This is a genomic window from Kitasatospora sp. NPDC015121 (genome assembly GCF_055562955.1).
This window is the reverse complement of sequence record NZ_JBVHEH010000021.1, coordinates 104,790-131,119: the sequence shown is the minus strand read 5'-3', so window position 1 is coordinate 131,119 and position 26,330 is coordinate 104,790. Positions and strand designations below refer to the sequence as shown.

Below are 26,330 nucleotides of genomic sequence, written 5' to 3'. Positions count from 1 at the left end.
GCCGGAAATGGCTGGTTCGGCGACGGGTTTGGCCGGTTAGGAGTAGTCCGGCGTACCGGAATTGAAGTTGACTGCACACACACCAGGCGGAATTACCACCCGACGCGGAAAAGGAGAAACCGTCACCGTGCGCAAAGCAGCGGCAGTCTTCGCCCTCGCCTCGACCCTCGGACTGGCGCTCGGGAGCGTCCAGTCGGCCTCGGCCTCGGCCTCGACCCCGGCTCCGGCTCCGGCTCCGGCCGCGGAGAAGCCGGTCCTGTCCAGCGTGCCCACGTTCGCGAACGGCGAGAAGGACGCGGCGGCCGGCGCGAGCAGCGTGGCCGCCCTGACCAGCGCGGTCGGCAGCCGACTGCAGAACTACAACAGCGGCAAGTGCGCCGTCGTCCAGGGGACCAGCGGCGGGGCCGTTCCGTTCCAGTACCAGTGCCTCGACTTCAACGACCAGGCCTGGGGCTACTACGGCAGCAGCGGCGGCTTCAACCAGATCGTGAACCTGAACAGCGGGAAGTGCATCGCGGTCCAGGGGAATTCCTCGGGCACCAAGGCCATCCAGGTCGATTGCAATCCGAACTTCTCGGACCAGGTCTGGTACGCACAGCCGATTTACAAGAACGGCCAGTCCCTCGTCCAGTTCGTCAAGTCCGGAACGAATCTCGCCCTGGTCGTCCAGGGGTACTCGGACGGGAACCAACTGATCCAGGCCACCACCGGAGACTTCAACGACCAGTTCTGGCGCGTCGGCTACTAGCGTCAGTCCTCCGAAACGGTCCGCCGGCCCGTCGGCGGGCCGTTTCGGCCCTCCCGGCCGGGCGCAGCGCCCCGCCCGTCCCCCCCCTTTACCGCCGGCGCGCGAAGCGGCCCGGGGTGGTGCCGACGATGCGGCGGAAGTGGCGGGTCAGGTGGGACTGGTCGTGGAAGCCGAGGGCGGTGGCCACGGTGGCCGGGGGGTGGCCGTCGAGGAGGAGGCGGCGGGCGCGGTCGATGCGGCGGGCGGTGAGGTACTGGTGCGGAGGGAGGCCGAACGTCGCGGTGAAGGTGCGGACGAGGTGGGCGGGGTGGGCGTGCAGGTGGCGGGCGGCGGTGGCGAGGGTGGTGCGCTCGGTGAGGCGGGCGTCGAGCAGGTCGCGCAGGCCGTGGGCGAGGCCGGGGGCGGGGGGTGCGGTGGCCGGGCGGGGGCGCAGGTGGTGGCGGAGGCGTTCGGCGATCAGGGCGAGTCGGCTCTCGGCTTCGAGCTCCTCGCCGGGCGTGCCGAGGACGGTGTGCAGCCGGCCGACCCGGCGGTGCAGCAGGGGGTCGGCGAGGTCGGGTCCGTCGACCGCGGGACCGATCAACTCACTGCCGAGACGGTCGAGTTCGAGATAGATGACGCGTTTGCGGAAGCCGCCCTCGGTGGCCGGTGAGCCGTTGTGCGGGACGTGCGGGGGCAGCAGGCTGACGGTGTCGCGCGGGGTGCCCCGGTGGTGGCGGTCGAGGTCGTAGCGGATGGCGCCGTCGTCGACGATCAGCAGCGTCCAGGCGTCGTGGACGTGCATGGGGTAGCGGTGCGCGGTGAAGTGCGCGTGGAAGACCTCGACCACGCCGGGGACGCGGGGCCGCCAGGCGGTGGTCTCCTCCGGCGGGGCTGCGGGCATGCGAAGAACGTACAAGATCCGGCGGCGCCGGGGACGGCAGGCTCGACCCATGGACAACACCACGACCACGACCACGCCCACCGTGACCGCCCCCGCCCCCGCTCCCGTCCGCTTCGACAGCAAGATCGCCGTCCTGCTCCGGGACGACCTCGCGCCCTGGCAGCGGCTGAACGTGACGGCCTTCCTGGTGAGCGGACTGGGCACCGCCGTACCGGAGCTGATCGGCGGGCCGTACGAGGACGCGGACGGCGTGGGCTACCTGCCGATGCTCCGGCAGCCGGTGCTGGTCCTGGAGGGCGGCCGGCAGCTGCTCGCGGACGCGCACCGGCGGGCGCTGGCGCGGGAGTTGCCGTTGGCGGTGTTCACTGCCGACCTGTTCGCCACCGGCAACGACCGGGACAACCGGGCGGCGGTCCGGGCCGTGCCGACGGCGGGGCTGGACCTGGTCGGCCTGGCGCTGCACGGGCCGCGCAACGCGGTGGACAAGGTGCTCAAGGGAGCCCGGATGCACCCCTGAGCCGGGGGCGCGCCGCAGGGCGGCAGCGAACGGGGGGCGGCGGCCGGCGTCAGGCCTGGAGCGAGGCGAGCGTGACGATGGTGATGTCGGACGGCGCGCCGACCCGGACCGGCGGGCCCCAGGCGCCCGCGCCGCGGGTGACGTACAGCTGGGTGTCGCCGTAGCGTTCCAGGCCGGCGACGGTCGGGTTGGCGAGCTCGGCGAGGAGGTTGCCGGGCCAGAGCTGTCCGCCGTGGGTGTGCCCGGAGAGCTGGAGGTCGACGCCGTGGCGGACGCTGTCGTGGACGGCGACCGGCTGGTGGGCCATCAGCACCACCGCGCGGGCCCGGTCGCGGTCGCCCAACGCCCGTCCGTAGTCCGGGCCCTGGCCCTGCGCGGTGCCGGCGATGTCGTTGACGCCCGCCAGGTCGAACCAGGGCAGCTCGACCCGGTCGTTCTCCAGCGGGTGCACGCCCAGCTCGCGGACGAACTCCACCCAGGGCCCGGCCCCGGCGAAGTACTCGTGGTTGCCGGTGACGAAGTACGCCCCGTCCCTGGCCCGCAGGTCGGCCAACGGGCGGGCGGCCGGGCCGAGTTCGGGCACGGTGCCGTCGACCAGGTCGCCGACCACGGTGACCAGGTCGGGCTGGGCGGCGTTGATGGTGTCGACGATCCGCCGAGTGTGCGCCTTGCCGAGGATCGGCCCGAGGTGGATGTCGCTGACCACCGCGATCCGGTAGCCGTGCGCGGCGCGCGGGAGCTTGGCCAGCGGCACCGTCACCTGCTTGAGCCTCGGTCCGCGCAGCACCCCGTACATGCCGTTGCCGACCACGCCTGCGGCCACCGCCGCCGCGCCGCCCGCCACCACCCGGGAGACGAACAGCCGGCGCGAGGCATCGGCGCCCGGCACCGCGTCCGGAACCGCTTCCGCGCGCTCGGCGGGCCCCGCGGGCTCGGCGGGGGCACCGGACGGGGAGCGGGTCGGCGGGACGGTCACCGGCTCGGCGTCGGCGGGGACGGTCGCGGCGGGGACGGTCGCGGCGGCGGGCGTCCGGCGCAGGGGCAGGCGGTGGAGCAGCGGGCGCAGGGCCTCGCCGGCCAGCAGGGCGAAGAGCAGGTAGAGGCTGACGGCCATCCAGAGGTAGCCGGGCCAGGCGAACCAGCGCTCGACGGCGAGCGGGAAGGCCCGGGCGCTGACGGACACCAGCAGCATGCACGCGGGCAGCAGGACCGCCAGGGCGGTCCCGATCCGCCGGTACCAGCCGCCGGGGCGGGAGACGTCGCGGACCATCCGGCGCCAGAGGTACCAGTGCGCCACCCCCAGCAGCCCGAGGACCGCCAGCACCACCAGCACCACCACCACGATCTTCATGGGGTCAGTATCCGTGCCGCCCCCGGCGCGGTGGACAGCGGGTGTCCGGTCGGGTGCGCTCGGTGCCCGCTGGGGTCCGGTTCCCGTTCACCCTCTGTGAGCCCGCGCACATCGGGGCGGCCGTCTACGGTCCCGGATAGTTGGTGCGCGGGGAGCCGGGCCCGGGCGGGCCGGAGCGGCTCCCGGCGCGCCCGGCGGCGGTGCGAAGTCGCAGCTCGGCGGCTGGTCCGCGGGCGGGTGGAGGCGGCCGGAGCGGTCGGGCGGACGGGTCGGGCGGGGGCGGGCGGCGACGGTCGGCGGGGGCTCCGCGTCCGGGCCGGCTACTACGGGGCGTAGTTTCGGGGGGCATTGTTCGGCTCTCCGGGGTCTGCCAAGAATGTCCCGTCCGCCAGGAGGCCCGGCCGGTTCGACCGCCGGACCCCTGCCATCGCGTGTGCCGGATGCGCCCCGCGCCCCGGTCGGCGGCCACCGTGTCCACCGGCCGTCCGGCCCCGCGCGAGGAGAGGTCGCCGTGCACCACCGCAGGACCCTGACCCTTTCGGAGAAGCTCCGCCGCCACCGGACCGCCCTGGTGACGGGCATCGCCACCTTCGCGGTCGCCGGTACGGCCACCCTCGCGCTCGCCCTGCCGCAGAACGCGGACCCGGCCGACGCCGCCAGCGCTGCCACCACCAGCGCCGCCGTCGCCGACCCGACGTTCGCGAGCGGCCCGCGGCTCTCCGCGGACGCCGTCGCCTCGCGGTCCGCCGCCGAGGCGGCCTCCGCGTCCGCCGCCGCCCAGGCGCAGGCCGAGGTCGAAGCGAGCGCGTCCGCCGCTGCTTCCGCGTCCGCGTCCGCCGCCGCCCAGGCCGAGGCCTCCGCTTCCGCCGAAGCCTCCGCGTCGGCGTCCGCGTCGGCGCAGGCGCAGGCCGATGCCGAGGCCCGGGCGTCCGCGTCCGCGTCGGCGTCGGCCGCCGCCGCGAAGGCCAAGGCGTCGGCGGAGGCGAAGGCCCGGGCGTCGGCGTCCGCCTCGGCGGCGTCCCGCGCGCAGCAGCGCGCATCGCTCTCCCCCACCCCCTCCCCGTTCGCGTCGGCCACCGCCTCGTCCCCGTACAGCGGCACGCCGCAGCAGATCGCGGCGCAGATCGTCCCGGCCGGCCAGTTGGCGTGCTTCTCGAACATCGTGGAGCGGGAGAGCAGCTGGAACGTGCACGCGACCAACGCGTCCTCGGGGGCGTACGGGCTGATGCAGGCGCTGCCGGGGTCGAAGATGGCGTCGGTGGGCGCGGACTGGCGGGACAACCCGGTGACGCAGATCAAGTGGGGCCTGCAGTACATGAACGAGGTGTACGGCAGCCCGTGCGCGGCGTGGTCGTTCTGGCAGTCGCACAATTGGTACTGAGCGGTCGGGCGCCGGGGGCGGTCCGCACGGTGTCTTCGCAGCTCCACCACCGTGCGAACATCTGACGATACGTCAGCAAGTCACGGCGTTCCTTCCCCTATCCGGACATTTCAGCGCACATTCGTGTCCGTTCAGTGAAGATTGTGCGAACGTCCCGTGGCTGATGTCCGGTATCACCGCTTTGGTGCGGCTTCCGACCTTTGCCTGAGGCTGTCCCCGCCCCTAGCCTCCCGGCCATGGCCCCACCACTGATCACCGTCGTGCTGCCCGCTTACGACGAGCAGGAACAGCTGAAGGAGTGTCTCGACTCGCTCCTCGGTCAGTCCTTCCGCGAGTTCGAGATCATCGTGGTGCAGACCCCGTCCGAGCACTGTCCCGAACGGCTGGTCGAGGCGTACGAACTGCGGGACGCCCGGGTGCGGGTGCTGCGCCTGGAGATCGAGACCGGCATCGGCCGGGCCCGGATGGCGGGGGCGGCGCACGCCCGGGGCGAGTACCTGCTGTTCCTGGACGCCGACCACCTGCTGCCGGAGGACGCGTTCGAGGCGATGGACGCGCGGCTCGCCGAGACCGGCGAGGTCGACCTGCTGCTGTTCGGCCACAACCGGGAGCACCGGGGCAAGCGCTGGCCCGGCAACGCCGCCGAACTGCTGGCCGCCGTCGGGCCCGGCGTGTTCTCCCCCGCCGAGCGCCCGGAGCTGTTCGGCGCCCCGCCACTCGCCTGGGACCGGCTGATGCGCAGCGGGACGATCCCGGTCTTCCCGGACGGCTTCTACGAGGAGGTCTCGGCGGTGCACCGCTCGCTGCTGGCCGCCACCCGGGTGGCCGTGCTGGAGCGCGAGTGCGTGACCATCCGGCGCCGCCACACCCTGCACCCGGCGGGCAGCGCGGGCGCCACCCACTTCGACGTGTTCGACCGCTACGAGAGCACCTTCGAACTGCTGGACGCCCAGCCCGCCGAGGCCGAGCCGGTCACCGCCGCGGTGCGCCCGCACCTGTTCACCAGGATGATCCGCCACTACCTGTTCGTCTTCGACCTGCCGGGGTGCCTGCACCGGTCCGAGCGCCCGCAGTTCTTCCAACGCGCCGCCGAGCACTACAAGCGCTTCCTGCCGAACGGGTACCGGCGGCCGGAGGGCCGCGAAGGCATCAAGTTCTCGCTGCTGGCCTCGAATTCGTACGCCACCTTCGAGGTCGCCAAGTTCTCCCGGCTGGCGGGCGGCCGCCGCTGAACACCCCGGGCCGGGCCGTCCGTGGCGTCCTGACGCACCGTCGGCCCGTTCCGGAGGGTAGAGTCCGTCAGCGCGGACGGTCGGAGTCCGCCCCGCACCACCGCGCCCAGTTCCGTGCACGCACCACCGGACCGGAAGGCGAACTCCCCGATGTCCTCACCCGCTTCCCCGTCAGCGGCCCCGGCGCCGGACCCGGTCGCGGACCCGTCGAGCACCGACGCGTCCGCGACCGCCGGCGAGCCGACCCCGGGGCCGTCCGGCCAACTGCCGCCCCAGCAACAGCTCTCCGGTTGGACGCTGCTGCTGCTCGGGACGCTGCTGCTGGCCGAGGCCTTCGTCTGCATGGCGGTCCTGATCAGCGTCTGGACCCCGCTCACCACGCTGACCGCCGAACGCGCCCCCACCGGCGACCCGATGGCGTGGACGGTGCTCGGCCTCGGCCCCTGGCGCCTGACCTCCAACACCGCGATGCTGCTGGCCGTCCTCGCCGCCAGCGGCCTCGGCAGCTTCGTGCACGCCGCCACCTCGTTCGCCACCTACGCCGGCAACCGCCAACTGCTGCCCAGCTGGCTGCCCTGGTACCTGCTGCGCACCGCGATCGGCGGCGCGCTCGCCCTGCTGGTCTACTTCCTGCTGCGCGGCGGCCTGTTCGCCAACGGCACCGACGGCACCGCCACCAACCCCTACGGCTTCGCCGGGATCGCCGGCCTGTGCGGCCTGTTCTCCAAGCAGGCCACCGACAAGCTCCGCGAGGTCTTCGACACCGTCCTGACCACCAAGGACGGCGCGGGCGACGACGAACGCGACGACAAGATCCAGCCCGTGCCGCCCACGTCCCCGTCCCCGGCCCCGGCCCCCGCTTCGGCCCCGGCCTCGCTCGCCAAGCCGGCCGACCCGGCGCCGGTGGTGATCCCCCAGCAGCCCTCCGCCGAGATCGTCTGACGCCGGGTCGCCCCCCTTCCGGCCGTCGTGACCTCCGGGCGTCCCGCGTCCCGCGTCCCGAGGACGTGCCGGCCCCGGAGGCGGCACCCGGGTCAGCGGAAGGCGTCGACGCTCCAGATCTGCACCGCGCCGTCGGTGTCGCCGCTGCCGGTGGCGAGGGTCCGGCCGTCGGGGCTGAAGGCGAGGCAGCTGGGGACGGTGACGGTGCCGCTGGCGAGCAGGCCGCGGGGTTGACGGGTGGTCGCGTCCCAGCGGCGGATCCCCTCGGTGTCGACGGAGGCGACGGTGCTGCCGTCGGGGCTGAAGGCGGCGTCGAGGACGGGGCGGGTGGCGGTGAAGCGGGCCAGTTCGCGGTGGGTGTCGATGTCCCACAGCCGGGTGGTGCCGTCCCAGCCCGCCGTGACGAGGGTCCGTCCGCTGACGGCGAGGTTCATGACGCTCATCAGGCCGCCGATGGGTTGGCCGATCTGCTGGTGGGTGGCCACGTCCCACAGGCGCACGGTGCCGTCGTTGCCGCCGGTGACGAGGGTGCGCCCGTCGGGGGTGAAGGCCAGGCCGTCGATGGTCAAGGCGCTGAAGCGGCCGAAGGGTTGGCCGATCTGCTGATGGGTGGAGGCGTCCCAGAGCCGGGTGTCGCCGTTGCTGCCGCTGGTGGCCAGGGAGCGGCCGTCCGGGCTGAAGGCGACGGCCGTGGCGGCGTCGGTGCGGACGGCCTGCCACCGGGCGAGTTCCTGGTGGTCGGCGACGTTCCACAGGCGCGCGGTGCCGTCGTCGCCGACGGTGGCGAGGGTGCGGCTGTCGGGGCTGAAGGCGACCGCGCCGACGGCGTGGAGAGCGGTCGCGGCCAGCGGGGCGCCGCGCTGGGACCGGCCCGCGACGTCCCACAGGCGCACGCCGCCGTCCGCGCTCGCGCTGGCCAGCGTGCCGCCGTCGGGGCTGAAGGCCAGCCGGGTGAGGTAGTCGGTGTGGCCGAGCAGGTTGACGGGCGGCGGGAGCGGGAGCGGCGCGGCGGTGGTGGGGGCGGCTGCCGCCGGGTGCGGCGGCGCGGCGGGGGCGGGCAGTTGGAGCCACACGGCGGTGACCAGCAGCAGGCCGGCGGCGGCGGCCGCGTACCGGGCCCGCCACCGTCGCCGGGGCCCGGGCGGCTCCGGGAGGACCGTTCCGGCCCCGGGGCTCTCCGCCGGGCGCGGCTGCCGGGCGAGCCGGTCCGCCTCCTCGCGGCGGCGGGCGATCAGGGTGTGCACGGCGGCGGGCCACGGGCGGGCCACGGCGGGGATCCGGCCGACCAGTTCGGCGACCTGGCCGGCGGTCGGGCGGTCCAGCGGGTCCTTGGCCAGACAGGCCGCGACGATCGGGCGCAGCCGGTCCGGGAGGCCGTCGAGGTCGGCGTCGAGGTGCAGGATGTTGTACAGCACCCGGGGGGCGGAGGCCCCGGCGAACGGGCTCCGGCCGAGGGCGGTGAAGGCCAGCACCGCGCCGAGGGCGAAGAGGTCGCTGCGGTGGGTGGTCCGGCCGCCCTCGGCCTGTTCCGGTGCGAGGAACGCCGAGACCGCGACGAGCCGCCGCAGGTCGGTCAGCTCCGGGCCGTCCTCGTCCGTGCGGGCCAGGCCGTGGCCGAAGCCGGTCATCCTCGGTCCGTCGTCGCCGAGGATGACGTCGGAGGGCCGCAGGCCGCCGTGCACGACGCCGACGCGGTGCAGGGCGGACAGCGCCTCCGCCAGTCCGGCGGCGAGCCGCAGCTGGGTGTCCTCCGGCAGCGGGCCGAGGGTGTCCACCGCGGTGTCGAGCGGGACGCCGGGCACGTACGCGGAGGCCACCCACGGGACGGGGGCGCCGAGGTCGGCGTCGAGCACGGCCGCGAGCCGCCGGCCGGACGCCCGCCTCGCCGAGTCCACCTCCCGCTGCCACCGCGCGCGTGCGCCGTCCTGTTCGAGCAGGCGCCTGCGGACCGTCCGGAGCGCGACCCGGCGCCGGCCGGGGCCGACGGCCAGCCAGAGCCGGCCCGAGGGGCCGTCGCCCAGTTCGGCGACCAGCCGGTAGGGGCCGATGTCGACGGGGTCGGCAGCCCGCGGCGGCCTCATGAGGCCCCGGCCCCGGTCACTTCAGCTTCCACAGTCTGATCTCGGTGAGGAGGACGGCCGCCAGGGTCGCGCCGTCCCGGCTGATCGTGAGCGACACGCCGGGGCTGATGCCCGAGTCGTCGGCGAACCTGCCGAGCGTGGTGACGACGGCGTGCGTGGCGGTGTCCCACACCACGATCAGCCCCTCTCCGGTGCCGGCGATCAGGAACCTGCCGTCGGGGGTGTGGAGCATCGAGTACACGGTGCCGGAGACCACGTCGTCGACGTCGTCGGTGAAGCGGAGCGTGGCGAGGTCCTGGTGGGTCGCGGTGTCCCACAGCTGGACGGCGTGGTCGCCGATGCCGCCGGCCAGCGTCCTGCCGTCCGGGCTGAAGGCGAGCTCGCCGACGCCCGTGCTGGGCCCGGCGAAGATCGCGCGCCTGGTGGAGACGGTGACGTCCCAGAGTTCGACCAGTCCGGCCGAGGTGGACAGGGCGAGGAGGGTGCCGTCCGGGCTGAAGGCGATCGAGTTGACGGCCTTGGTGACGGTAGGGGCGTTGGCGACCGAGCCGGTGAGCCTGCCGATCCTGTTGTGGGCGGCGGTGCTCCACAGCGAGACCGTCCCGTCGCTGTTGGCGCTGGCCAGGAGCGCGCCCTTCGGACTGAAGGCGACGGCTTTGACGGAGATCGCACCGGGGTCGGTGAGGGTGGCGACGCGCCTGCGGGTCGGGACGTCCCAGAGGGAGACCGTCCCGTCGAAGCGGGTCGCGCCCTCGCGGTCCGGCTGGTCCGCGCCCGCCAGGACCCTGCCGTCCGGGGTGAACGCCAGGGCGACCACGCCGAGGCCCGAGGGTTCGGCGAAGTCGGTGAGGGTGGCGCGGAGTTCCCGGTCGGCGACGTCCCAGAGCGTGATGGTGCCGTCCGAGACTCCGACGGCCAGCGTGCCGCCGTCCGGGCTGAGCTGGGCGGCCATCGCGTGGCGCTGGTCGAACGAGGCGTACGGGGTGGCGGTGAAGCGCGCCGGCCCGGTCCCGTCGTCGTCCGCGGCCGCGAGGGAGCGCACCAGCGGGACCGCCGCCGCCCCGGCGCCCGCCGCCAGGCCGGCGGCGGTGAGCAGCACGGCGCGGCGCCCCGGCCGCCGGAGCCTCCGGCGGGGCCCCGGGGCCGGCTGGGTCCACTCCTCGACGGCGGGGCCGCCCGGCGGCGGGCGGTGGGCGGCGTTGAGGGCGAACGGGGTCCGGTAGGCGTCCCGCATGCCGCCGTCGACGGGCTGGGGGAGCTTGTCGCGCAGCAGGCGGGCCCTCGTCTCGACGAAGATCTGCTGGAGGGTCAGTTCGGCGGGCTTCCCGGGGATGCCGGTGGTGACGACGTCGATCAGGGCGTGGGTGAAGTGGGTGAGGGTTCCGCCGAGGGGGCTCTTGGCCTTCTGGTAGCGGGTGCTGGCGCCGATGAAGTACATCCCGTCGATCGGGTAGGCGCTCGCCAGGTCCCCGGGGCCGGACTGGAAGTGGTACTCCGCGTCGAGGCCGAGTTCGGCGTGGCAGCAGTCGAGGACCACCAGCTTGGTGGCCGCGGGCGAGCCCCGCAGCACCTCCATCAGCCTGGGGTAGGCCAGGGCCGAGTCGGCCAGGATCTCCGGGTCGGCCACCGTGCCGGTGAGGGCGAGGGCGAGCTGGCCGTCGCGGGTGCGCATGCCGTGGCCGACGTAGTAGACGAGCAGCACGTCGGTCACGTCCCGGACGAGCGGCACCAGCTCGACGACGGCGTCCCGCGGTGTGTCGAGGTCCTCGATCGCGCTGACGCGCTCGCGCGGCCACCCGCACCGGGGGCCGGTGAGCAGTTCCTTCATCGCGCTGACGCAGGTCGCGGCGGGCAGCGGTCGGAGCAGGGGGTCGCGGTGGTGGGAGGTGCCGATCAGGATCGCCCTGGAGCGGGAGCGATCAGGACTCATCGCGGAAGATGCTCTGGATCACCGGCAGCATCTCGTCGACGTTGCGCGCGGTGATCTCCAGCTGCTCGTCGCCCCGCCGGAACTTCAGCGTGACGCCACTGCCCCGGGACTCCACCAGCGACTTCACGATCTGGAACAGGATGGTGATCGCCCCGCCGGAGCAGGCGACCGTGATGAACTCCAGGGCCGTCCCCTGGTCCCCCGCCTCGCCGGGAGCAGCGTGGGCCCGCACCGCCACCCCCGGCACTCCGCGCAGCTCGTTGTACGCCGCGTCGAGGTCCTCCGCGCTCCCGGCCCGAAGTTCGACCGCACCGCCAGCCACCACGTCCCCCGCCCCCGATTCCCGTTCGTCGCCGTGCCGTTGATTGTTCCAGCAGCATGCCGTGCCCGCAGCGAATCGGCCAGGGTCCCGTGTCCGGGCGGCGGGACCGGCCGCCGGGCGGTCCCGGCTGGGATGATCGGAGCATGGTCTCCGATCTCGCCCGTGCCCTCGCCGCCGCCGTCCGCGGGGAGGTGCGGTTCGACACCGCCGAGCGGGCCGTGTACGGGCAGGACGCGTCGAACTACCGGCAGGTGCCGCGCGGGGTGGTGAAGCCGGTCGGCCGGGAGGACGTGCGGGAGGCGCTGCGGGTGTGCCGGGAGTTCGGGGTGCCGGTGGTGGCGCGGGGGTCGGGGACGAGCATCGGCGGGCAGGCGATCGGGCCGGGCGCGGTGGTGCTGGACTTCCGGCGGCACTTCGGGCGGGTGCTGGAGGTGGATCCGGAGCGGCGCACCGCCCGGGTCGAGCCGGGCACGGTGCTGGACGACCTGCAGCGGGCGGCCCGGCCGTTCGGGTTGCGGTTCGGGCCCGACCCGTCGACCCACGGCCGGTGCACGGTCGGCGGGATGATCGGCAACGACGCCTGCGGTTCGCACTCGCTCGCCTGGGGCCGGACCTCCGACAACCTGCACGGCCTGGACCTGCTGCTGGCCGACGGCACCGAGCTGTCCGTGACCGGCCCGCTGCCACCCGCCGAGCGGGCCGCGCTGGCCGCCGCCCCGGGCCGGGCTGGCCGACTGCACCGGGAGCTGCAGGCGCTGGCCGCGGACAACCTGGCCCTGCTGCGCCGGGCGATGCCGGTGCTGCCCCGGCGCGGTTCGGGCTACCCGCTGGACGCGCTGCTGCCCGAGCGCGGGTACGACCTGGTGCGGGCGGTCACCGGCACCGAGGGAACGTGCGCGCTGGTGCTGGGCGCGACGGTGCGGCTGGTGCCGGAGCCGGCCGTCCGGGCGCTGGTGGTGGCGGGGTACCCGGACGAGACGGCGGCGGCGGACGCGGTGCCGGCGCTGCTCCCGCTGGCGCCGCTGACCTGCGAGGGGATGGCCGCGGACCTGGTGGCGGCGCTGCTGGCGTCCGGTCCGCGCCCGCCGGTGCTGGACCGGCTGCCGGACGGCGCGTGCTGGCTGTTCCTGGAGGTCGGCGGCTCGTCGGCGGCCGAGGCGGCGGACCGGGCGCGGGAGGTGGCGGCGGCGGTGCGGCGGGAGCGGGCCGCGACGGTCGCGCTGGTGACCGATCCGGGCGAGCGGCGGGCGCTGTGGGCGATCCGGGAGGCGGGCGCGGGGATCGTCACCCGGCTGCCGCCGGGGCCGGACGGGCGGCCGGGCGGCGCGGCCTGGCCGGGTTGGGAGGACTCCGCCGTCCCGGTGGAGCGACTGGGTTCGTACCTGCGGCAGTTGCGGGCGCTGTTGGGGCGGCACGGGCTGCGCGGGGTGCCGTTCGGGCACTTCGGCGAGGGCTGCGTGCACCTGCGGCTGGACTTCCCGCTGCGCGAACGTCCGTCCGCGTTCCGGGAGTTCATGCTGGAGGCGGCGGACCTGGTGGTGGCGCACGGCGGTTCGCTGTCGGGTGAGCACGGCGACGGGCAGGCCCGGGCGGAGCTGCTGCCCCGGATGTTCCCGCCGGAGGTGATCGAGCTGTTCGCCCGGTTCAAGCGGGCCTGGGACCCGGACGGCCTGCTCAACCCGGGCCTGCTGGTCGACCCGCGCCCGCTGGACGCCGATCTGCGCTTCCCCGGGCGGGAGTTGCCGCTCGCGCTGGCCTACCCGGAGGACGGCGGCAGCCTGCTGTCGGCGGTGCACCGCTGCGTCGGGGTGGGCAAGTGCGTGGACACCTCGTCGGGGGTGATGTGCCCGAGCTACATGGTGACCGGGGAGGAGCGGCACTCGACCCGGGGGCGGGCCCGGCTGCTCGGCGAGATGCTGCGCGGCGAGTTGGTCGCCGACGGCTGGCGCTCGCCCGAGGTCCGGGAGGCGCTGGACCTCTGCCTGGGGTGCAAGGGCTGTGCGAGCGACTGCCCGGTGCACGTGGACATGGCGAGCTACCGCTCCGAGTTCTTGTACCACCACTACCGGTTCCGGCCGCGCCCGGTCGCGCACCTGTCGTTCGGCTGGCTGCCGCTGTGGCTGCGCCTGGCGCACCTGGCGCCGCGCGCGGCCGGCGCGGCGCTGCGCGGCCGGTGGAGCGCGCCGGTGCTGAAGCGGCTGGGCGGGGTCGATCCGCGGCGCGCCCTGCCCGCGCTGCCGGAGCGCCGGTTCACCGCCTGGTTCCGCGCCCACCGGGCCGCCCGTCCGGTGCCGGCGGACGCCCCCGCGGTGCTGCTGTGGCCCGACTCGATGTCCGAGCTGCTCGATCCGGCTCCGGCCCGGGCCGCCGTCCTGGTGCTGGAGCGGCTCGGCTTCCGGGTGCTGCTGCCGTCCGGGCCGGTGTGCTGCGGGCTGACCCTGGTCGCCAGCGGCCAGCTCGGCCTGGCCCGGCGGGTGGCCGCCCGCTCGGCCCGGACGCTGGGCGGGCTCCCGCCCGGGCTGCCGGTGGTGGGCCTGGAGCCGTCCTGCACCGCGACCCTGCGGGCGGACTGGCCCCGGCTGCTCCCCGGGGACGGCCGCGCGGGCGAGCTGTCGTCCCGGGTCCGCACCCTGGCCGAGTTCCTGGACGACCGGGAGGTCGAGCTGCCGGAGTTGGGCGGCGCGGCGATGACCCAGGTGCACTGCCACCAGCACGCCGTCCTCGGCACCGGCGCCGACCGGCGGATCACCGCCCGGCTGGGCCTGGCCAACCGCGAACTGGACGCCGGGTGCTGCGGGTTGGCGGGCGCGTTCGGCTTCGAGCGGGGCCACTGGGAGGTGTCGGTGGCCGCCGCCGAACGCGCCCTGCTGCCGGCCGTCCGGGCCGCCGAACCCGGGACGCTGCTGCTCGCGGACGGCCTCAGCTGCCGCACCCAGCTGACCCAACTGGAGCCGTCGGCACGGCCGTTGCACCTGGCGGAGGTACTGCTGCGGGCCTTCGAACGGGCGGACGGGCCCTCCGGTCACTCGCCCGGGTAGCGGACCCCGATCCGTTCCCGGACGGCGTCCAGGGTCCGCATCACGGCGAGCGTGGAGTCCAGCGGGACGAGCGGCGACTCGGTCTCGCCGGCCCGCAGGCAGCGCATCACCTCGGCCGCCTCCAGGCCGTAGCCGTGGCCGGTCCTCGCGGGGGCGGTGAAGACCTCGGGCTCGGCGCCGTCGCGGTGCAGGGTGAACCCGGCGGGGTGGAAGAAGTCCCGGTCGATCTCGATCCGGCCGGTGCTGCCCTGGACGGCGGCCCGCTGCCCGCACTGCACGTCGAGCGAGCAGGAGAGCAGCGCGGTCGCGCCGCCCGGGTGGCCGAGCAGGATGCCGGTGTTGGCGTCCACCCCGAGGTCGGTCAGCCGGGCCCAGGCCTGCACCGACTCCGGCGCGCCGAGCAGCAGGTGGGCGAAGGCGACCGGGTAGACCCCGAGGTCGAGCAGGGCTCCGCCGCCGGCCGCCGGGTCCCACAGCCGGTGGGTCGGGTCCTCCGTCGCGGCGAACCCGAACTCGGCCTGCACCGAGCGCACCTCACCGATCGCGCCGTCCGCGACCAGGTCGGCGATCCGGCGCACGGTCGGGTCGAGGTAGGTCCACATCGCCTCCATCAGGAAGACCTCGCGCTTGCGGGCGAGCGCGACCAGCTCGGCCGCCTCGGCCGAGCTGAGCGTGAACGGCTTCTCGCACAGCACCGCCTTTCCGGCGTCCAGCAGCAGCGCGGTGGCGCGGTGGTGCGCGGAGTGCGGCGTCGCCACGTACACCACGTCGACCTCGGGGTCGGCCGCCAGCTCCTGCCAGCTGCCGTACGCGTGCGCGATGCCGTGCCGCTCGGCGAAGGCCCGGGCGGAGTCCGCGCGCCGGGAGGCGACCGCGAAGGCCTCGGCGCCGGGGACGGCCGCCAGGTCCTCGACGAAGGAGGTGGCGATGTTGCCGGTGGCGAGGACGCCCCAGCGGATCGGGCGGTCGGTGATCGGCTGCACGGGGCGTGCTCCTACGGTCCGGGGCGGCTGCGGGCGGGGGCCAGCCTATCCAGCGCCCGACCTGCGGGAACAGCCCTCCCCGGCGAGCGGGGCGGGCGGCGGGCTCCCGGGGACGGCGTCGTTCAGCGCGGGCGGGTGACGGCGATCAGCGCGGCGTCGTCCAGCAGGTGGCCGCCGACGTGGTCGAGCAGGTCCCGGTGGAGCGCGTCGAGCAGGGCGTCGGGGGTGGGGGCGGGCCGGGCCCCGGCGCGTTCGGGCAGCGGGTAGAACGCGCCGTCGGCGTCGCGGGCCTCGGTGACGCCGTCGGTGTGCAGCAGCAGGGTGGCGCCGGGCGGGAAGCCGAACTCCTCGGTGCGGCGCTCGACCGGTCCGAGCGCGCCCATGCCGAGCGGCGGGGCGGTGCGGCGCAGCGGGAGCGGGCGGGCGCCGGCGGGGGTGAGCAGCAGCGGCGGCGGGTGGCCGCAGTCGGCGACCCGGACGGTGGGGCGGTCGTCGGGCAGGTCGAGGACGAGGGCGGTGGCGAAGTTCTCCTGGACGTCCTGTCCGCCGTCGGCGAGTTCGGCGAGGTGGCGGCGGTAGGAGGCTTCGAGGGCGTCGGCGAGTTCGGCGGGGTCGTCGTGCCGGTGGGCGAGTTCGCGGAACGCGCCGAGCAGCGCGGCGGCGTCGCCGACGGCGGGCAGGCCCTTGCCCCGGACGTCGCCGATCAGCAGCCGGGTGGCGTGCGGGGTGCGGACGGCCGCGTACAGGTCGCCGCCGACGTGGGCCTCGTCCTCGGCGGCGAGGTAGCGGCCGGCGATCCGCAGCGGTCCGGCGCGGTCGGGCAGCGGCCGCATCAGGACGTGCTGGACGGCGTCGGAGACGGTCCGGACCCGGGTGAGTTCGCGGCCGTGGCGTTCGTGGATCCGGGTGTAGGCGACGATGACGGCGGTGACGACCGCGAGCGCGGCCAGCTGGGCCTGGTGGTTGGGGGTGAACAGGCCGCCGTGCAGGACCGCGATGACGGCCTGGGCGATCAGCGCGAGGACGCCGATCAGCGCGGTCAGCCGGGTGCCCGCGAAGGAGGGGGTGATCGCGGGGGCGACCACCAGCAGCGGACCGAGGTGGATGTTCGGCGAGAGCGAGGTGTCGATGGCGGAGATCAGCACGATCAGGCCGAGCGGCAGCAGCACCATCAGGTGTCCGGTGCGCCACTCGCTCAGCAGGCCGGCCAGTCTCCGCCGCACTCCCACCCCACCACCATGCACCGCGGGCGCCGCCGCCACGACCCGTCGCACGCTGCGCGCACGGGCTATGGCGCTGCGTGATCGGCGCGTCCTACCATCGGCGGCATGACCAGCGCCAGCAGCACCGGGCCGACCGCTCCGCCCACGTCCACGTCCGCCGAGCCGTCCGGGCTCACCCCGGCCGAGGGGGACCGGATCCTCGCCGAGTACTTCGCCCCCTGGGTCCGCGACCTGGGCCTGACCGTGCTGGAGACCGGCGGGCGCCACGCGGTGCTCCGGCTGCCCTGGTCGGACCGGCTGGCCCGGGAGGGCGGCGGGCTGTGCGGGCAGGCGATGGCGGCGGCGGCCGACACGGCGACCGTGATCGCGGTGTCGGCGGCGCTCGGCGGTTTCGCGCCGATGACCACCGTCCAGCTGTCGACCAGCTTCCAGCGCCCGGCCCGGGGCACCGACCTGCTGGTGACCGCGCGGCTGACCAAGCTGGGCCGCCGGATGGCCTTCGCCGACATCGCGCTGACCGCTCCGGACGCGCCGGACGACCCGGTCGCCCACGCCACCGCCGTCTACGCCTTCCCGGGCTGACCCCGGGAGTCCCCACTCCGGCCCCGGGGGCTCCCGGGGCCGGGACGGCGGGTGGTTCAGCGGGCGGTGATCGTGGTGACGAACTCGGCGAGGCGCTCCTGCGAGAGGCCGCGGGCGATGTCGGCCTCGCTGATCATGCCGACCAGCTCGTGGTCGGGGTGGTTGATCACCGGCAGGCGGCGCACCCGGTGCTCCTCCATGAGCGCCAGGACGAGGTCCGCCTCCTCGTCCTCCTCGATCACCATCGGGCGTCCGCCGGCGAGTTCGACGCAGCGGACGGCGGCGGGGTCGCGGCCCTCGGCGACGCACTTGAGGACGATGTCGCGGTCGGTGAGGATGCCGAGCAGCTTCTGCTTCTCCCCGCAGATCGGCAGCGCGCCGACGCCCCGGTCGCGCATGATCCGGGCGGCTTCGGCGAGGGTCTGCTCGCCGGTGACGCACTCCGCTCCGGGGTGCATGATCTCTTTCGCGGTGGTCATGACCGGACCTCCCGAGGTGGCTGGCGCACGGCGGCCCCGTGCACGGTACGTCCGTCCCCTCCATGCTCGCCCCTCCCCCGGGCGGGACGCCACCGCTGGGGGCGCCGGCCCCGCCCCAGTCCCGCCCGGCCCCGCTCCGGTCCCGCCCGGGCGCGGCCGGTCAGGCCGCGTGCGGCGGGGCGACCCGCAACGGGCCCGGGCCGGCGGCGGGTTCGACCGGGAGCTCCAGTTGCTCGACGCCCCGGTCGTCCGGGTCCGCGGGCGGGCCCGGCTCCGGTTCCGGCCCGGTGGGGGCCGTCCCGGCGGCCTGCGCGGCGGCCCGGTCGGTGGCGCTCTCCAGGAAGCGCAGCAGCTCCACCGGGAACGGCAGCACCAGGGTGGAGTTCTTCTCCGCGGCGACCTCCACCACCGTCTGGAGCAGCCGCAGTTGGAGCGCGGCGGGGGTCGCGGACATCACCTGCGCGGCCTCCGAGAGCCGCGCGGACGCCTGGAACTCGCCGTCCGCGGTGATGATCCGGGCCCGCCGCTCCCGGTCGGCCTCGGCCTGCCGGGCCATCGAGCGCTTCATCGACTCGGGCAGCGCCACGTCCTTGATCTCCACCCGGTCGATCTGGATGCCCCAGCCCAACGCCGGGCTGTCCAGCATCAGTTCGAGGCCCTGGTTGATCGGCTCCCGGTTGGCCAGCAGGTCGTCCAGTTCGCTCTTGCCGATGATCGAGCGCAGCGAGGTCTGCGCGACCTGCGACATCGCGAAGCCGTAGTCCTGGACGTTGACGATCGCCTTCACCGGGTCGACCACCTTGAAGTACACCACCGCGTCCACCCGGACGGTCACGTTGTCCCGGGTGATGCCCTCCTGCGCGGGGATCGGCATGGTGATGATCTGCACGTTCACCCGCCGCAACCGGTCCGCCACCGGCACGATCCGGGCCAGCCCCGGGCCGCGCACCTCCTCCAGCACCCGGCCGAACCGGAACACCACCCCGCGCTGGGTCTGCTGGACCAGCCGCACGCTCAGCCCGGCGCACACCGCCAGCACCACCAGCAGCGCGACCAACGCGCCGACCACGATCATCGCCGTCACCTCGACCCGCCAGGTGCCCGGACCGCGCCCGGACCCGTACCTCCACGCTACTCCGCGTCCTCCCGGCCCGGGCCGGTCGCCGACCTTAGGATTCCGCCCATGGAACCGCCCACTCCGCCCACTTCGCCCTCCCCCGCCGGCTCCACCGATCCCGCCGCGCTCGCCCCGCGCACCCGCGACCTCGCCGAGCTGGACGGGCTGGTGGTCGACTGCCGGGCCTGCCCCCGGCTGGTGGCCTGGCGCGAGGAGACCGCGCGGGTCAAGCGCCGGGCGTTCCTGGGGCAGGAGTACTGGGCGCGGCCGATCCCCGGCTTCGGGCCGCGCGACGCCCGGCTGGTGCTGGTCGGCCTCGCCCCCGCCGCGCACGGCGGCAACCGCACCGGCCGGATCTTCACCGGCGACCCGTCCGGCGACCTGCTGTACGCCTCGCTGCACCGGCTCGGCCTGGCGAACCGGCCCGAGTCCACCTGGCGCGGCGACGGCCTGCGGCTGCGCGGCGTCCGGATCACCGACCCGGTGCGGTGCGCGCCGCCGGAGAACAAGCCCAGCAACGCCGAACGCGACACCTGCCGGCCGTGGATCGTCCGCGAGTTCGAGCAACTGCGGCCCACGGTACGGGCGGTGGTCGCCCTCGGCGGCTTCGCCTGGCAGGCCGTGCTGCCGGTGCTGGCCGCCGCGGGCTGGCAGGTGCCCCGCCCGAAGCCGGTGTTCGGCCACGGCGCGCACGCGGTCCTCCCGGCGGCCGACGGCGGCCCCGAGCTGCACCTGTACGGCTGCTTCCACGTCAGTCCGCGCAACACCTACACCGGGCGGCTCACCCCGGCGATGGTCGACGAGCTGCTCCGCACGGCGGCCGCGACGGCGGGGCTGGAGCCGTCCTGAGGCGGTCGGCGCCCAGCCCCTCCCCTGGCCCCGGTCCCGCCTCCCGTCCGCCGAGGGGTCAGCGGAGCTTCCGGGGGCGGCGGGCGGCCTGCTCCCAGATCTGCGGCAGCAGCTCGCGGGCGAAGGCGAGTTCGGCGCTCTGGCGGCCGTAGAGGGCGCCGTAGCCGAAGCCGCCGTCGGAGAGGGCGCGGAGGGTGTCGCGGGCGACGGCGGCGTCCTGGTGGCGGCCGAGGACGTCCTGGAGGGCCTTCATCCGGCGGGTGAAGGCGCGGGCCGGGCGGCCGGCGGTCTCGCCGGCGTAGCGGGCGCGCTTGGCGGCCTTGCGGGCGTCGTGCAGGGCGTGTTCGAGGGCGGGCCCGGCGGGGGTGTGGCGGGCGGCGGCGAGGCGTTCGGCGGTGCGGCGGTGCTCGCGGCGCAGGACGCGGGTGAGTTCGGGCCCGGCGGGCCGCTGGGCGCGGCGGTTGAGGGGCGGGTCGGCGGCGAGGGCGGCGAGGGTGGTGAGCAGGCGGCGGAAGCGCGCGTCGTCGAGGGCGGCGAGGACGCGGTCGCGGCCGTCGCGCCGCTCGCGGGCGTGCCAGGCGGTGAGTTCGGCGTGGACCCGGTCGCGGTCGGTGCCGGCGGGCAGTTCGCGGGCCTGGGCGAGCAGGCGGGCGCCGAGCACTTCGGCGTCGCGGGCGGGGCCGAGGGCGCGGCCGAGGCGGCGCAGTTCGTCCTCGGTGGCGCTGTGGTCGCCGCGCAGGTGGCGGCGGTGGGTGCGGAGGGTGGCGCGCAGGCGGCGGGCGGCGACCCGCATCCGGTGGACGGCGTCGGGGCGGTCGGCGCGGACGTCGGGTTCGAGGGCGGCGAGTTCCGCGGCCTGGGCGCGCAGGCGGGCGGTGATCAGGTCTCCCGCGGTGCCTTGGATCCGGTGGGCCACGTCCTCACGTCCTTCCGTGCCGTCCAAGGGTAGGCCGCCCGCGGACGTCCCGGGCGGTGCGGCGCGCCGGGTGTCTGCCGTGGGCTAACCGGGGGGACGGCGGCGGGGGTGGGTGCGCAGACTGGTGGGCATGGATGTCATCGAGGTGCTGCCGGGTCTGCGGATGCTGGAACTTCCGGTCGGTGCGGCCTACCTGTGGTCGGACGGACGGGAGTTGACGCTGGTGGACAGCGGCCCGGTGGGTACGGAGGAGCGGGTCGCGGCGCTGGTGGAGTCGGTGCCGGGCGGGGAGTTGGCGCGGATCGTGCTGACCCACTGGCACGAGGACCACACCGGCGGCGCGGCCTGGCTGGCGGCGCGGTTCGGGGGCGTGCCGGTGGTGGCGCACCGGCTGGAGGCGCCGGTGATCCGGGGCGAGGCGGTGGGTGCGCCGCCGGTGCTGGAGGAGTTCGAGCGTCCGATCCGGGCGTCGGTGCCGGAGCTGCCGCCCGCGCCGCCGTGCCCGGTGGACGTCGAGGTGGTGGACGGGGACGTGCTGCCGTTCGGCGGCGGGGCCCGGGTGGTGGGGGCGCCGGGGCACACGGACGGTTCGCTGGCGCTGCACCTGCCGGGCCCGGACCTGCTGTTCACGGGGGACGCGGTGGCGAACGTGGGCCGGGCGATGCTGGGCGTGTTCAACACCGACCGGGCGCGGGCGGTGGCCTCGCTGCACCGGCTGGCCGGGATCGGGGCCGCCCACGCGGTGTTCGGGCACGGGACGCCGCTGGTGGGGGACGCGGCGGCGGCGCTGCGCGCGGCGGCGGCCGAGTTCTGACGCCGCGTCCGGCCTCACCGATGCTTGGTCTGAACCAATGGCCGAAATCGGCGGGCCGCCGAGCCGGTTCGCGGGGGCGCGCGGGCCGGGCGGGGAACGGGTGCGGCACGAAGGATCCTTTCCCCGGAACCGCCCTTCGTCGGCGGAGCCGCCGCTCCCGCCCCCGGACCGACCGGCTCCGCGCGCCGCACCCGGCGACTTCCGGCCCAATTGGTCTCTACCATTGCCGGTCCGTCCCGCCCTCCAGGAAGCTGATCACCGGGCACCGGATCATCACGACCGGAGCCTCCCCCACCGGAACCGGAAGGCAGCACCCCCATGCGCAAAGCCATTTCCTCCCTCGGTCTGACCGGCCTGCTGACCGCGGCCGTCCTGCTGATCGCCCCGACCGCCCAGGCGGCCAGCTTCGTCTACGTCGGCATGTACCCGAGCGGCGCCGCCTGCGAGGCGGCCGGCAAGGCGTACGTGGCCCGGGGCGAGGCCGTCACCTACTTCTGCGACGTCGCGCCGAACACCGCCCGCCTGTCCATCGTCCGGGCCTGAGCCCCGGCGGGCGCGGCGTCAACCCGGCGCCGCGCCCGCCGCCCCCCGAACGTCCGCGCCCGCCGCCGGTGCGTGCACCGGCCGCCGAACCCGCGGCCGCCGCACGGTGGTTCGGGTCCGACCCGTCCGCGCGTACGGTGGAGGGATGTCGCCGACCGCCGCCGCTCCCGCCTTCACCGCCGCGACCGCGCCCGGCGCCCTGCCGCTGCTCGGGCACGGGCACCGGCTGCTGCGCGGGCCGGTGGACTTCCTGTCCTCGCTGCACGCCCACGGCGACCTGGTGGCGGTCCGGCTGGGGCCGACGACGGCGCAGGTGCCGTGCCACCCGGCGCTGCTGGCCCGGGTGCTGGGCGACGACCGGCTGTTCGACAAGGGCGGGGCGTTCTACGACCGGGCCCGCGACGTGGCCGGCAACGGGCTGGCCACCTGCCCCCACGGGGACCACCGCCGGCAGCGGCGGCTGGTCCAGTCGGCGTTCCGGCGTTCGCAGTCGGCGCACCACGCGGGGGCGGCGCAGACCGAGGTGGAGGCCGCCCTCGCCGCCTGGCGGCCGGGCCTGGTGGTCGACGCCTTCCCGGTGTTCCACGGCATCGCGCTGCGCGTCCTGACCCGGACGCTCTACTCGACGGCGCTCGACGCCGAGTCGGCGACCGGGGTGGAACGGGCCTTCGACACCGTGCTGAACGGGCTGTTCCGGCAGATGTTCCTGCCCGCGCCGGTGCGCCGCCTGCCGCTGCCGGCCCACCTGCGCTACCGCCGCTCGCTGGCCCACCTGCACGCCACCACCCGGCAGTTGATCGCCTCGCACCGGAGCGGCCGCACCGAGCGGCCCGCGGGCGCGGCCGACCTGCTCTCGGCGCTGCTGGACGCCGCCGACGAGGAGGGCGGCGGGTCGGGGCTGAGCGACGCCGAGGTGCACGACCAGGTGATCACGCTGCTCGCGGCCGGGACGGAGACCGTCGCCGCCACCCTGACCTGGGCGCTGTGGCGGCTGTCGCTGCACCCGGCGGCGGCCGAGCGGGTCCGGGCCGAACTGGCCGAGGTGCTGCCCGGCGGGCGGCCGCCGGGCCCGGCGGACCTGCCCCGGCTGACGGCCGTCGACCGGGTGCTGTCGGAGACGCTGCGGCTGCACCCGCCGGGCTGGCTGTTCACCCGGCTGACCACCGCGCCGACCGAGCTGGCCGGACGCGAACTCCCGTCCGGCAGCACGCTGGTGTTCTCCCCGGCGGCGGTCTCCCGGCACCCGGCCGCGTACGACTCCCCCGCCGTCTTCGACCCGGACCGCTGGCGCCCGGAGCGGGTCACCCCGGCCGCCCGGCAGGCGTTCCTGCCGTTCGGCACGGGGGCCCGCAGGTGCGTCGGCGACCTGTTCGCCCGGGCGGAGTGCGCCCTGGTGCTGGCGAACGTGCTGTCCCGCTGGCGGCTCGTCCCCGAGCCGGGCGCCGACCTGCGCCCCGTCCCGCTGGCGACGGTGCTGCGCCCGCGCCGCCTGCGGCTGCGGGTCGCCGGGCACTGAACGGGCCTGCCGCGCCCGCGCGTGCGGGTGCCCATGCCGTCCCCGCCCCGTCCCCGTGCGGCACACTCGGCCCCGGGGCCGGGCGCAGGGGCACGGAGGGGACGCGGGTCGGTGGACTCGATCGGGAGGTCGCGGGCGGCGGCGGAGCCGGTCTCGGGCGCGGCCGGGTCGCGCTGGCCCTGGTGCCGTGGGACGGCGTCCTCCCGTGCGACCGCCGGGCGGAGTGCGGCCGCCCGGGGGGGTGCCCCGCCGTTCCTCGGGACGCTCGCGCCGGTGAGTCCGCTGCTGGGCGTCCGTCCGGGGTGTCGGCGGGCTGTCAGTGGGATGACAGCGGCCTGTCGGCGCTCTGCCGGTGGGCTCCCGCAGGCTTCCGGGAGAAGGGCGGCCGCAGCTCGGCGGCCGCTCCCGATCCCGAGGAGCCGCCATGTGCGCCCAGGTCACGGCCGTCCGCGCCGCCACGGCCGTCCGCGCCGGGTCAGTCGGCCTGCCCGCCGGTCCGGCGCGCGACCTGTCGGCGCAGGCCGGTCAGGGTCAGGTCGAGGGCCGCCAGGAACTGCTCCTTGTCGTCGTGCGTCTCGAACTCGTCGACGATGTCGTGCAGGAAGGGGAACTCCCCGGCGTCCAGGCCGCGCCACGTCCGGGCGTAGCGGGCGAAGAACTCCTCGCGGCCGATCAGGCCGTCGGTCACCTCCTCGGGCGGCTCCTGCCCCAGTTCGGCGGCGCTGCTCACCACGACGCCGAGGACGGCCGAGACCGCGTGGAAGCGCTGCAGCGGGGTGAGGTCCAGGCGGAGGGCGGGCCGTCCCAGCTCCTCGTACAGCCGCAGGGAGTTGCCGGGGAGGTCCATGGTGCGCATGAAGCGCGAGCCGAGCCACGGGCGGTCGACGATCGCGTCGTAGAGGGTGACGGCCGTCGTCCGCAGGTCGTCGACCGGGTCGCCGGTGTCGGGGCGCTCGGCTGCCTCGGCGAGCACGCCGCCGAGCACGTGGTCGATCGCGCGGTCCAGCAGGTCGTCCCGGCTCGACACGTACCAGTAGATGCTGCCGACGCCGGTGCCCAGCCGGCTCGCCAGGGCCCGGAGCGTCAGGGCCGGCTCGCCCGCCTCGTCCAGCAGGGCCACGGCGGCGGTGAGGACGGCCTCGATCGAGTGCGAGCCGCGTCGGCGCTCGCGGGCGGGCCGGTCGGCGGGGCGCGGTCCCTGACGTGTCATGTCTCGCATCCAATCACGTTTGCCCAATCATCGAACTTGGTTCTATTCTAGAACACGGTTCGATAGAACACTGTTCGATAGCCCGCGACACCCACCCGAGAGGAGGCCGCCATGGCCGGCACCGCAACCACCACCAGCACCACCGCCGCCGCACCCGCGGCACCACGTACCTACCCGTCGCTGCGCGCGGCGTGGATCCCGCTGGCCGCGCTCTGCCTGGCCTTCTTCGTCGAGATGGTCGACAACACGCTGCTCTCGATCGCGCTGCCGACCATCGGCCGCGACCTCGGCAGCGGCACGACCGCGCTGCAGTGGGTCACCAGCGCGTACTCGCTGACCTTCGGCGGCCTGCTGCTGACCGCCGGGTCGATGGCGGACCGGCTCGGCCGCCGCCGCGTCCTGCTGGTCGGCCTCGCCGTCTTCGGCCTGCTGAGCCTGTGCGTGGTCGCCGTCACCGGCGCGGGGCAGCTGATAGCCCTGCGGGCCGGCCTCGGCGTCGCCGCCGCGGCGATGGCGCCCATCACCAACTCGCTGGTCTTCCGGCTCTTCGACGACCAGAAGCTGCGCATGCGGGCGATGACCGTGATGATCGTCGTCGGCATGTCCGGCTTCGTCCTCGGCCCGCTGCTCGGCGGCACCGCCCTGGCCCACGTCAAGTGGCAGTGGCTGCTGCTGGTCAACGCCCCGATCGCGCTGATCGCGGCCGTCGGGGTGCGCCTGGGCGTGCCCGCCGACCGGCCGGAGGACCTCACCCGGGACCGGCTCGACCTGCCCGGTGCCGCGCTGAGCGTCGCCGCCATCGGCCTGGCCTGCTACGCCCTCACCAGCGGCGTGGACCACGGGTGGCTCTCCGCCGCCACCGTCGCCTCCGTCCTCGGCGCCCTCGTCGCGGGCACCGTCTTCGTCTGGCACGAGCGGCGCACCCCCTCGCCCATGCTGGACCTCAAGCTCTTCACCGACGGCACCGTCCGCGGCGCCGCCGTCGCCCAGGTCGGCACCGCCATCGCGATGGCCGCCATCATGTTCGGCCTGATCCTGCACTTCCAGTACGCCTACGGCTGGAGCCCCGTCAAGGCCGGCCTGGCGAACCTCCCGATCATCCTGACCATGCTCGTCGCGACCCCGCTGTCCGAGTGGCTCGCCAAGCGCTTCGGCCACCGCGTCGCCTGCCTGATCGGCGCGGCCTGCCTCTCCGGCGCGCTGGCCGGCCTCGCCTGGGGCGTCTACCACGGGTACGCCGCCGTCGCGGTCTGCATGGTCGTGATGACGGTCGGCCTGCGCACCGTCATGACGATCTGCGCCATCGCCCTGGTCGAGGCGATGCCGAGCAACCGCACCTCCGTCGGCGCCGCCCTCAACGACACCGCGCAGGAGGTCGGCAGCAGCGTCGGCACCGCCGTCGTCGGCACCCTGATCGCCGCCCTGGTCACCACCCAGCTGCCGGCCGGCACCTGGGACAGCGGCCTGGTCGACTCGTTCTTCCATGGCGAGCGGATCACCTACGCCGTCCTGGCGGTGGTCGTCGCCCTGATCACCACGGTCGGCGCGCTCAGCCTCACCGACTCCCGCACCACCGAGGAGCACCCGGAGCCCGCCGAGTAGCCCACCCGTCGGGCGCCGACCGTCGACCCGGGCCGGGGACACCGGCCCGGGTCGGCCCGTCCCCGGGTCCC

23 protein-coding genes are annotated in these 26,330 nt (G+C 75.6%); 12 read left to right on the top strand and 11 right to left on the bottom strand.

Annotated elements, in window-relative coordinates; genetic code table 11:
- Positions 1-127: 127 nt before the first annotated feature.
- Positions 128-748 (top strand): RICIN domain-containing protein, encoded by a 621-nt coding sequence (locus ACZ3J7_RS28665; protein ID WP_465625994.1) that lies wholly within the window; start codon positions 128-130, stop codon positions 746-748.
- 88 nt (positions 749-836) lie between these two features.
- On the opposite strand, the gene ACZ3J7_RS28660 is transcribed toward ACZ3J7_RS28665, so the two are convergent.
- Positions 837-1,631 (bottom strand): helix-turn-helix transcriptional regulator, encoded by a 795-nt coding sequence (locus tag ACZ3J7_RS28660; protein WP_465625992.1) that lies wholly within the window; start codon positions 1,629-1,631, stop codon positions 837-839.
- 49 nt (positions 1,632-1,680) lie between these two features.
- Here ACZ3J7_RS28660 and ACZ3J7_RS28655 point away from each other — a divergent pair, with 49 nt between their 5' ends.
- Positions 1,681-2,148 carry a DUF2000 family protein gene (locus ACZ3J7_RS28655; RefSeq protein WP_465625990.1) on the top strand — a complete coding sequence of 156 codons (468 nt, stop codon included), beginning with the start codon at positions 1,681-1,683 and terminating at the stop codon, positions 2,146-2,148.
- Positions 2,149-2,197: 49 nt separating this feature from the next.
- Here ACZ3J7_RS28655 and ACZ3J7_RS28650 read toward each other — a convergent pair whose 3' ends face one another.
- Positions 2,198-3,499, bottom strand: a complete 1,302-nt coding sequence (locus tag ACZ3J7_RS28650) for a metallophosphoesterase (RefSeq protein ID WP_465625988.1) — start codon at positions 3,497-3,499, stop codon at positions 2,198-2,200.
- Positions 3,500-4,010: 511 nt separating this feature from the next.
- Between ACZ3J7_RS28650 and ACZ3J7_RS28645 the strand changes: the two genes are divergently transcribed.
- From ACZ3J7_RS28645 to ACZ3J7_RS28635, 3 genes are all read left to right on the top strand, one after another.
- Positions 4,011-4,880 carry an aggregation-promoting factor C-terminal-like domain-containing protein gene (locus ACZ3J7_RS28645; protein ID WP_465625986.1) on the top strand — a complete coding sequence of 290 codons (870 nt, stop codon included), beginning with the start codon at positions 4,011-4,013 and terminating at the stop codon, positions 4,878-4,880.
- 236 nt (positions 4,881-5,116) lie between these two features.
- Positions 5,117-6,112: a glycosyltransferase family 2 protein gene (locus tag ACZ3J7_RS28640; RefSeq protein ID WP_465625984.1), complete on the top strand. Its 996-nt coding sequence runs from the start codon at positions 5,117-5,119 to the stop codon at positions 6,110-6,112.
- A 150-nt stretch (positions 6,113-6,262) separates the two neighbouring features.
- Complete coding sequence (locus ACZ3J7_RS28635; RefSeq protein WP_465625982.1) at positions 6,263-7,054, top strand: hypothetical protein; 792 nt, start codon at positions 6,263-6,265, stop codon at positions 7,052-7,054.
- 92 nt (positions 7,055-7,146) lie between these two features.
- Here ACZ3J7_RS28635 and ACZ3J7_RS28630 read toward each other — a convergent pair whose 3' ends face one another.
- The 3 genes from ACZ3J7_RS28630 to ACZ3J7_RS28620 are packed head-to-tail and all read right to left on the bottom strand — an operon-like array spanning position 7,147 to position 11,390.
- Positions 7,147-9,135: a WD40 repeat domain-containing serine/threonine protein kinase gene (locus tag ACZ3J7_RS28630; RefSeq protein ID WP_465625980.1), complete on the bottom strand. Its 1,989-nt coding sequence runs from the start codon at positions 9,133-9,135 to the stop codon at positions 7,147-7,149.
- 16 nt (positions 9,136-9,151) lie between these two features.
- Entirely contained in the window at positions 9,152-11,065 is a 1,914-nt protein-coding gene (locus tag ACZ3J7_RS28625; RefSeq protein WP_465625978.1) for a caspase, EACC1-associated type, read from the bottom strand.
- Positions 11,055-11,390, bottom strand: a complete 336-nt coding sequence (locus tag ACZ3J7_RS28620) for an effector-associated constant component EACC1 (protein WP_465625976.1) — start codon at positions 11,388-11,390, stop codon at positions 11,055-11,057. Before ACZ3J7_RS28620 ends, ACZ3J7_RS28625 begins: the two co-directional genes overlap by 11 nt.
- Positions 11,391-11,530: 140 nt before the next feature.
- Between ACZ3J7_RS28620 and ACZ3J7_RS28615 the strand changes: the two genes are divergently transcribed.
- Positions 11,531-14,425, top strand: a complete 2,895-nt coding sequence (locus ACZ3J7_RS28615; protein ID WP_465625974.1) for an FAD-binding and (Fe-S)-binding domain-containing protein — start codon at positions 11,531-11,533, stop codon at positions 14,423-14,425.
- On the opposite strand, the gene ACZ3J7_RS28610 is transcribed toward ACZ3J7_RS28615, so the two are convergent.
- Both ACZ3J7_RS28610 and ACZ3J7_RS28605 read right to left on the bottom strand, forming a co-directional pair.
- On the bottom strand, positions 14,410-15,408 hold the full coding sequence (locus ACZ3J7_RS28610) for a Gfo/Idh/MocA family protein (protein ID WP_465625972.1): 999 nt from the start codon (positions 15,406-15,408) through the stop codon (positions 14,410-14,412). The two genes, ACZ3J7_RS28615 and ACZ3J7_RS28610, sit on opposite strands and share 16 nt — an antisense overlap.
- A 122-nt stretch (positions 15,409-15,530) precedes the next feature.
- Positions 15,531-16,637 (bottom strand): PP2C family protein-serine/threonine phosphatase, encoded by a 1,107-nt coding sequence (locus tag ACZ3J7_RS28605; protein WP_465625971.1) that lies wholly within the window; start codon positions 16,635-16,637, stop codon positions 15,531-15,533.
- Between the two features lie 99 nt (positions 16,638-16,736).
- On the opposite strand from ACZ3J7_RS28605, the gene ACZ3J7_RS28600 reads away from it, so the two are divergent.
- Entirely contained in the window at positions 16,737-17,213 is a 477-nt protein-coding gene (locus tag ACZ3J7_RS28600) for a PaaI family thioesterase (RefSeq protein ID WP_465625969.1), read from the top strand.
- Between the two features lie 56 nt (positions 17,214-17,269).
- Here ACZ3J7_RS28600 and ACZ3J7_RS28595 read toward each other — a convergent pair whose 3' ends face one another.
- Together ACZ3J7_RS28595 and ACZ3J7_RS28590 are read right to left on the bottom strand one after the other, a co-directional pair.
- Positions 17,270-17,692: a CBS domain-containing protein gene (locus ACZ3J7_RS28595; RefSeq protein ID WP_465625967.1), complete on the bottom strand. Its 423-nt coding sequence runs from the start codon at positions 17,690-17,692 to the stop codon at positions 17,270-17,272.
- Positions 17,693-17,852: 160 nt separating this feature from the next.
- Positions 17,853-18,767, bottom strand: a complete 915-nt coding sequence (locus ACZ3J7_RS28590; RefSeq protein ID WP_465625965.1) for a slipin family protein — start codon at positions 18,765-18,767, stop codon at positions 17,853-17,855.
- Between the two features lie 108 nt (positions 18,768-18,875).
- Here ACZ3J7_RS28590 and ACZ3J7_RS28585 point away from each other — a divergent pair, with 108 nt between their 5' ends.
- Positions 18,876-19,658: a uracil-DNA glycosylase gene (locus ACZ3J7_RS28585; RefSeq protein ID WP_465625964.1), complete on the top strand. Its 783-nt coding sequence runs from the start codon at positions 18,876-18,878 to the stop codon at positions 19,656-19,658.
- A 58-nt stretch (positions 19,659-19,716) separates the two neighbouring features.
- Here the strand turns inward: ACZ3J7_RS28585 and ACZ3J7_RS28580 are convergent, their stop codons facing one another.
- A complete protein-coding gene (locus tag ACZ3J7_RS28580; protein WP_465625962.1) occupies positions 19,717-20,574 on the bottom strand; it encodes a CHAD domain-containing protein in 858 nt (285 codons plus the stop codon).
- Between the two features lie 130 nt (positions 20,575-20,704).
- Between ACZ3J7_RS28580 and ACZ3J7_RS28575 the strand changes: the two genes are divergently transcribed.
- The 3 genes from ACZ3J7_RS28575 to ACZ3J7_RS28565 all read left to right on the top strand — a co-directional run bounded on the left by ACZ3J7_RS28575 (position 20,705) and on the right by ACZ3J7_RS28565 (position 23,447).
- Positions 20,705-21,388, top strand: a complete 684-nt coding sequence (locus ACZ3J7_RS28575; RefSeq protein WP_465625960.1) for an MBL fold metallo-hydrolase — start codon at positions 20,705-20,707, stop codon at positions 21,386-21,388.
- 318 nt (positions 21,389-21,706) lie between these two features.
- Positions 21,707-21,931, top strand: a complete 225-nt coding sequence (locus tag ACZ3J7_RS28570) for a hypothetical protein (protein WP_465625958.1) — start codon at positions 21,707-21,709, stop codon at positions 21,929-21,931.
- A gap of 145 nt (positions 21,932-22,076) precedes the next feature.
- The gene (locus ACZ3J7_RS28565; RefSeq protein ID WP_465625956.1) at positions 22,077-23,447 is read left to right on the top strand and encodes a cytochrome P450; all 1,371 of its coding nucleotides are present in this window, start codon (positions 22,077-22,079) and stop codon (positions 23,445-23,447) included.
- Positions 23,448-23,922: 475 nt separating this feature from the next.
- On the opposite strand, the gene ACZ3J7_RS28560 is transcribed toward ACZ3J7_RS28565, so the two are convergent.
- On the bottom strand, positions 23,923-24,657 hold the full coding sequence (locus ACZ3J7_RS28560; RefSeq protein ID WP_465625954.1) for a TetR/AcrR family transcriptional regulator: 735 nt from the start codon (positions 24,655-24,657) through the stop codon (positions 23,923-23,925).
- 111 nt (positions 24,658-24,768) lie between these two features.
- Here ACZ3J7_RS28560 and ACZ3J7_RS28555 point away from each other — a divergent pair, with 111 nt between their 5' ends.
- Positions 24,769-26,259: an MFS transporter gene (locus tag ACZ3J7_RS28555; protein WP_465625952.1), complete on the top strand. Its 1,491-nt coding sequence runs from the start codon at positions 24,769-24,771 to the stop codon at positions 26,257-26,259.
- Positions 26,260-26,330: the final 71 nt, after the last annotated feature.

What these genes read in the sequence shown, in the direction of transcription:
- ACZ3J7_RS28625 (WP_465625978.1), bottom strand. Translation starts at nt 11,065, where the DNA reads ATGAGTCCTGATCGCTCCCGCTCCAGGGCGATCCTGATCGGCACCTCC.
- ACZ3J7_RS28655 (WP_465625990.1), top strand. Translation starts at nt 1,681, where the DNA reads ATGGACAACACCACGACCACGACCACGCCCACCGTGACCGCCCCCGCC.
- ACZ3J7_RS28640 (WP_465625984.1), top strand. Translation starts at nt 5,117, where the DNA reads ATGGCCCCACCACTGATCACCGTCGTGCTGCCCGCTTACGACGAGCAG.
- ACZ3J7_RS28590 (WP_465625965.1), bottom strand. Translation starts at nt 18,767, where the DNA reads ATGATCGTGGTCGGCGCGTTGGTCGCGCTGCTGGTGGTGCTGGCGGTG.
- ACZ3J7_RS28555 (WP_465625952.1), top strand. Translation starts at nt 24,769, where the DNA reads ATGGCCGGCACCGCAACCACCACCAGCACCACCGCCGCCGCACCCGCG.
- ACZ3J7_RS28560 (WP_465625954.1), bottom strand. Translation starts at nt 24,657, where the DNA reads ATGACACGTCAGGGACCGCGCCCCGCCGACCGGCCCGCCCGCGAGCGC.
- ACZ3J7_RS28660 (WP_465625992.1), bottom strand. Translation starts at nt 1,631, where the DNA reads ATGCCCGCAGCCCCGCCGGAGGAGACCACCGCCTGGCGGCCCCGCGTC.
- ACZ3J7_RS28565 (WP_465625956.1), top strand. Translation starts at nt 22,077, where the DNA reads ATGTCGCCGACCGCCGCCGCTCCCGCCTTCACCGCCGCGACCGCGCCC.
- ACZ3J7_RS28600 (WP_465625969.1), top strand. Translation starts at nt 16,737, where the DNA reads ATGACCAGCGCCAGCAGCACCGGGCCGACCGCTCCGCCCACGTCCACG.
- ACZ3J7_RS28585 (WP_465625964.1), top strand. Translation starts at nt 18,876, where the DNA reads ATGGAACCGCCCACTCCGCCCACTTCGCCCTCCCCCGCCGGCTCCACC.
- ACZ3J7_RS28615 (WP_465625974.1), top strand. Translation starts at nt 11,531, where the DNA reads ATGGTCTCCGATCTCGCCCGTGCCCTCGCCGCCGCCGTCCGCGGGGAG.
- ACZ3J7_RS28575 (WP_465625960.1), top strand. Translation starts at nt 20,705, where the DNA reads ATGGATGTCATCGAGGTGCTGCCGGGTCTGCGGATGCTGGAACTTCCG.
- ACZ3J7_RS28650 (WP_465625988.1), bottom strand. Translation starts at nt 3,499, where the DNA reads ATGAAGATCGTGGTGGTGGTGCTGGTGGTGCTGGCGGTCCTCGGGCTG.
- ACZ3J7_RS28630 (WP_465625980.1), bottom strand. Translation starts at nt 9,135, where the DNA reads ATGAGGCCGCCGCGGGCTGCCGACCCCGTCGACATCGGCCCCTACCGG.
- ACZ3J7_RS28570 (WP_465625958.1), top strand. Translation starts at nt 21,707, where the DNA reads ATGCGCAAAGCCATTTCCTCCCTCGGTCTGACCGGCCTGCTGACCGCG.
- ACZ3J7_RS28595 (WP_465625967.1), bottom strand. Translation starts at nt 17,692, where the DNA reads ATGACCACCGCGAAAGAGATCATGCACCCCGGAGCGGAGTGCGTCACC.
- ACZ3J7_RS28635 (WP_465625982.1), top strand. Translation starts at nt 6,263, where the DNA reads ATGTCCTCACCCGCTTCCCCGTCAGCGGCCCCGGCGCCGGACCCGGTC.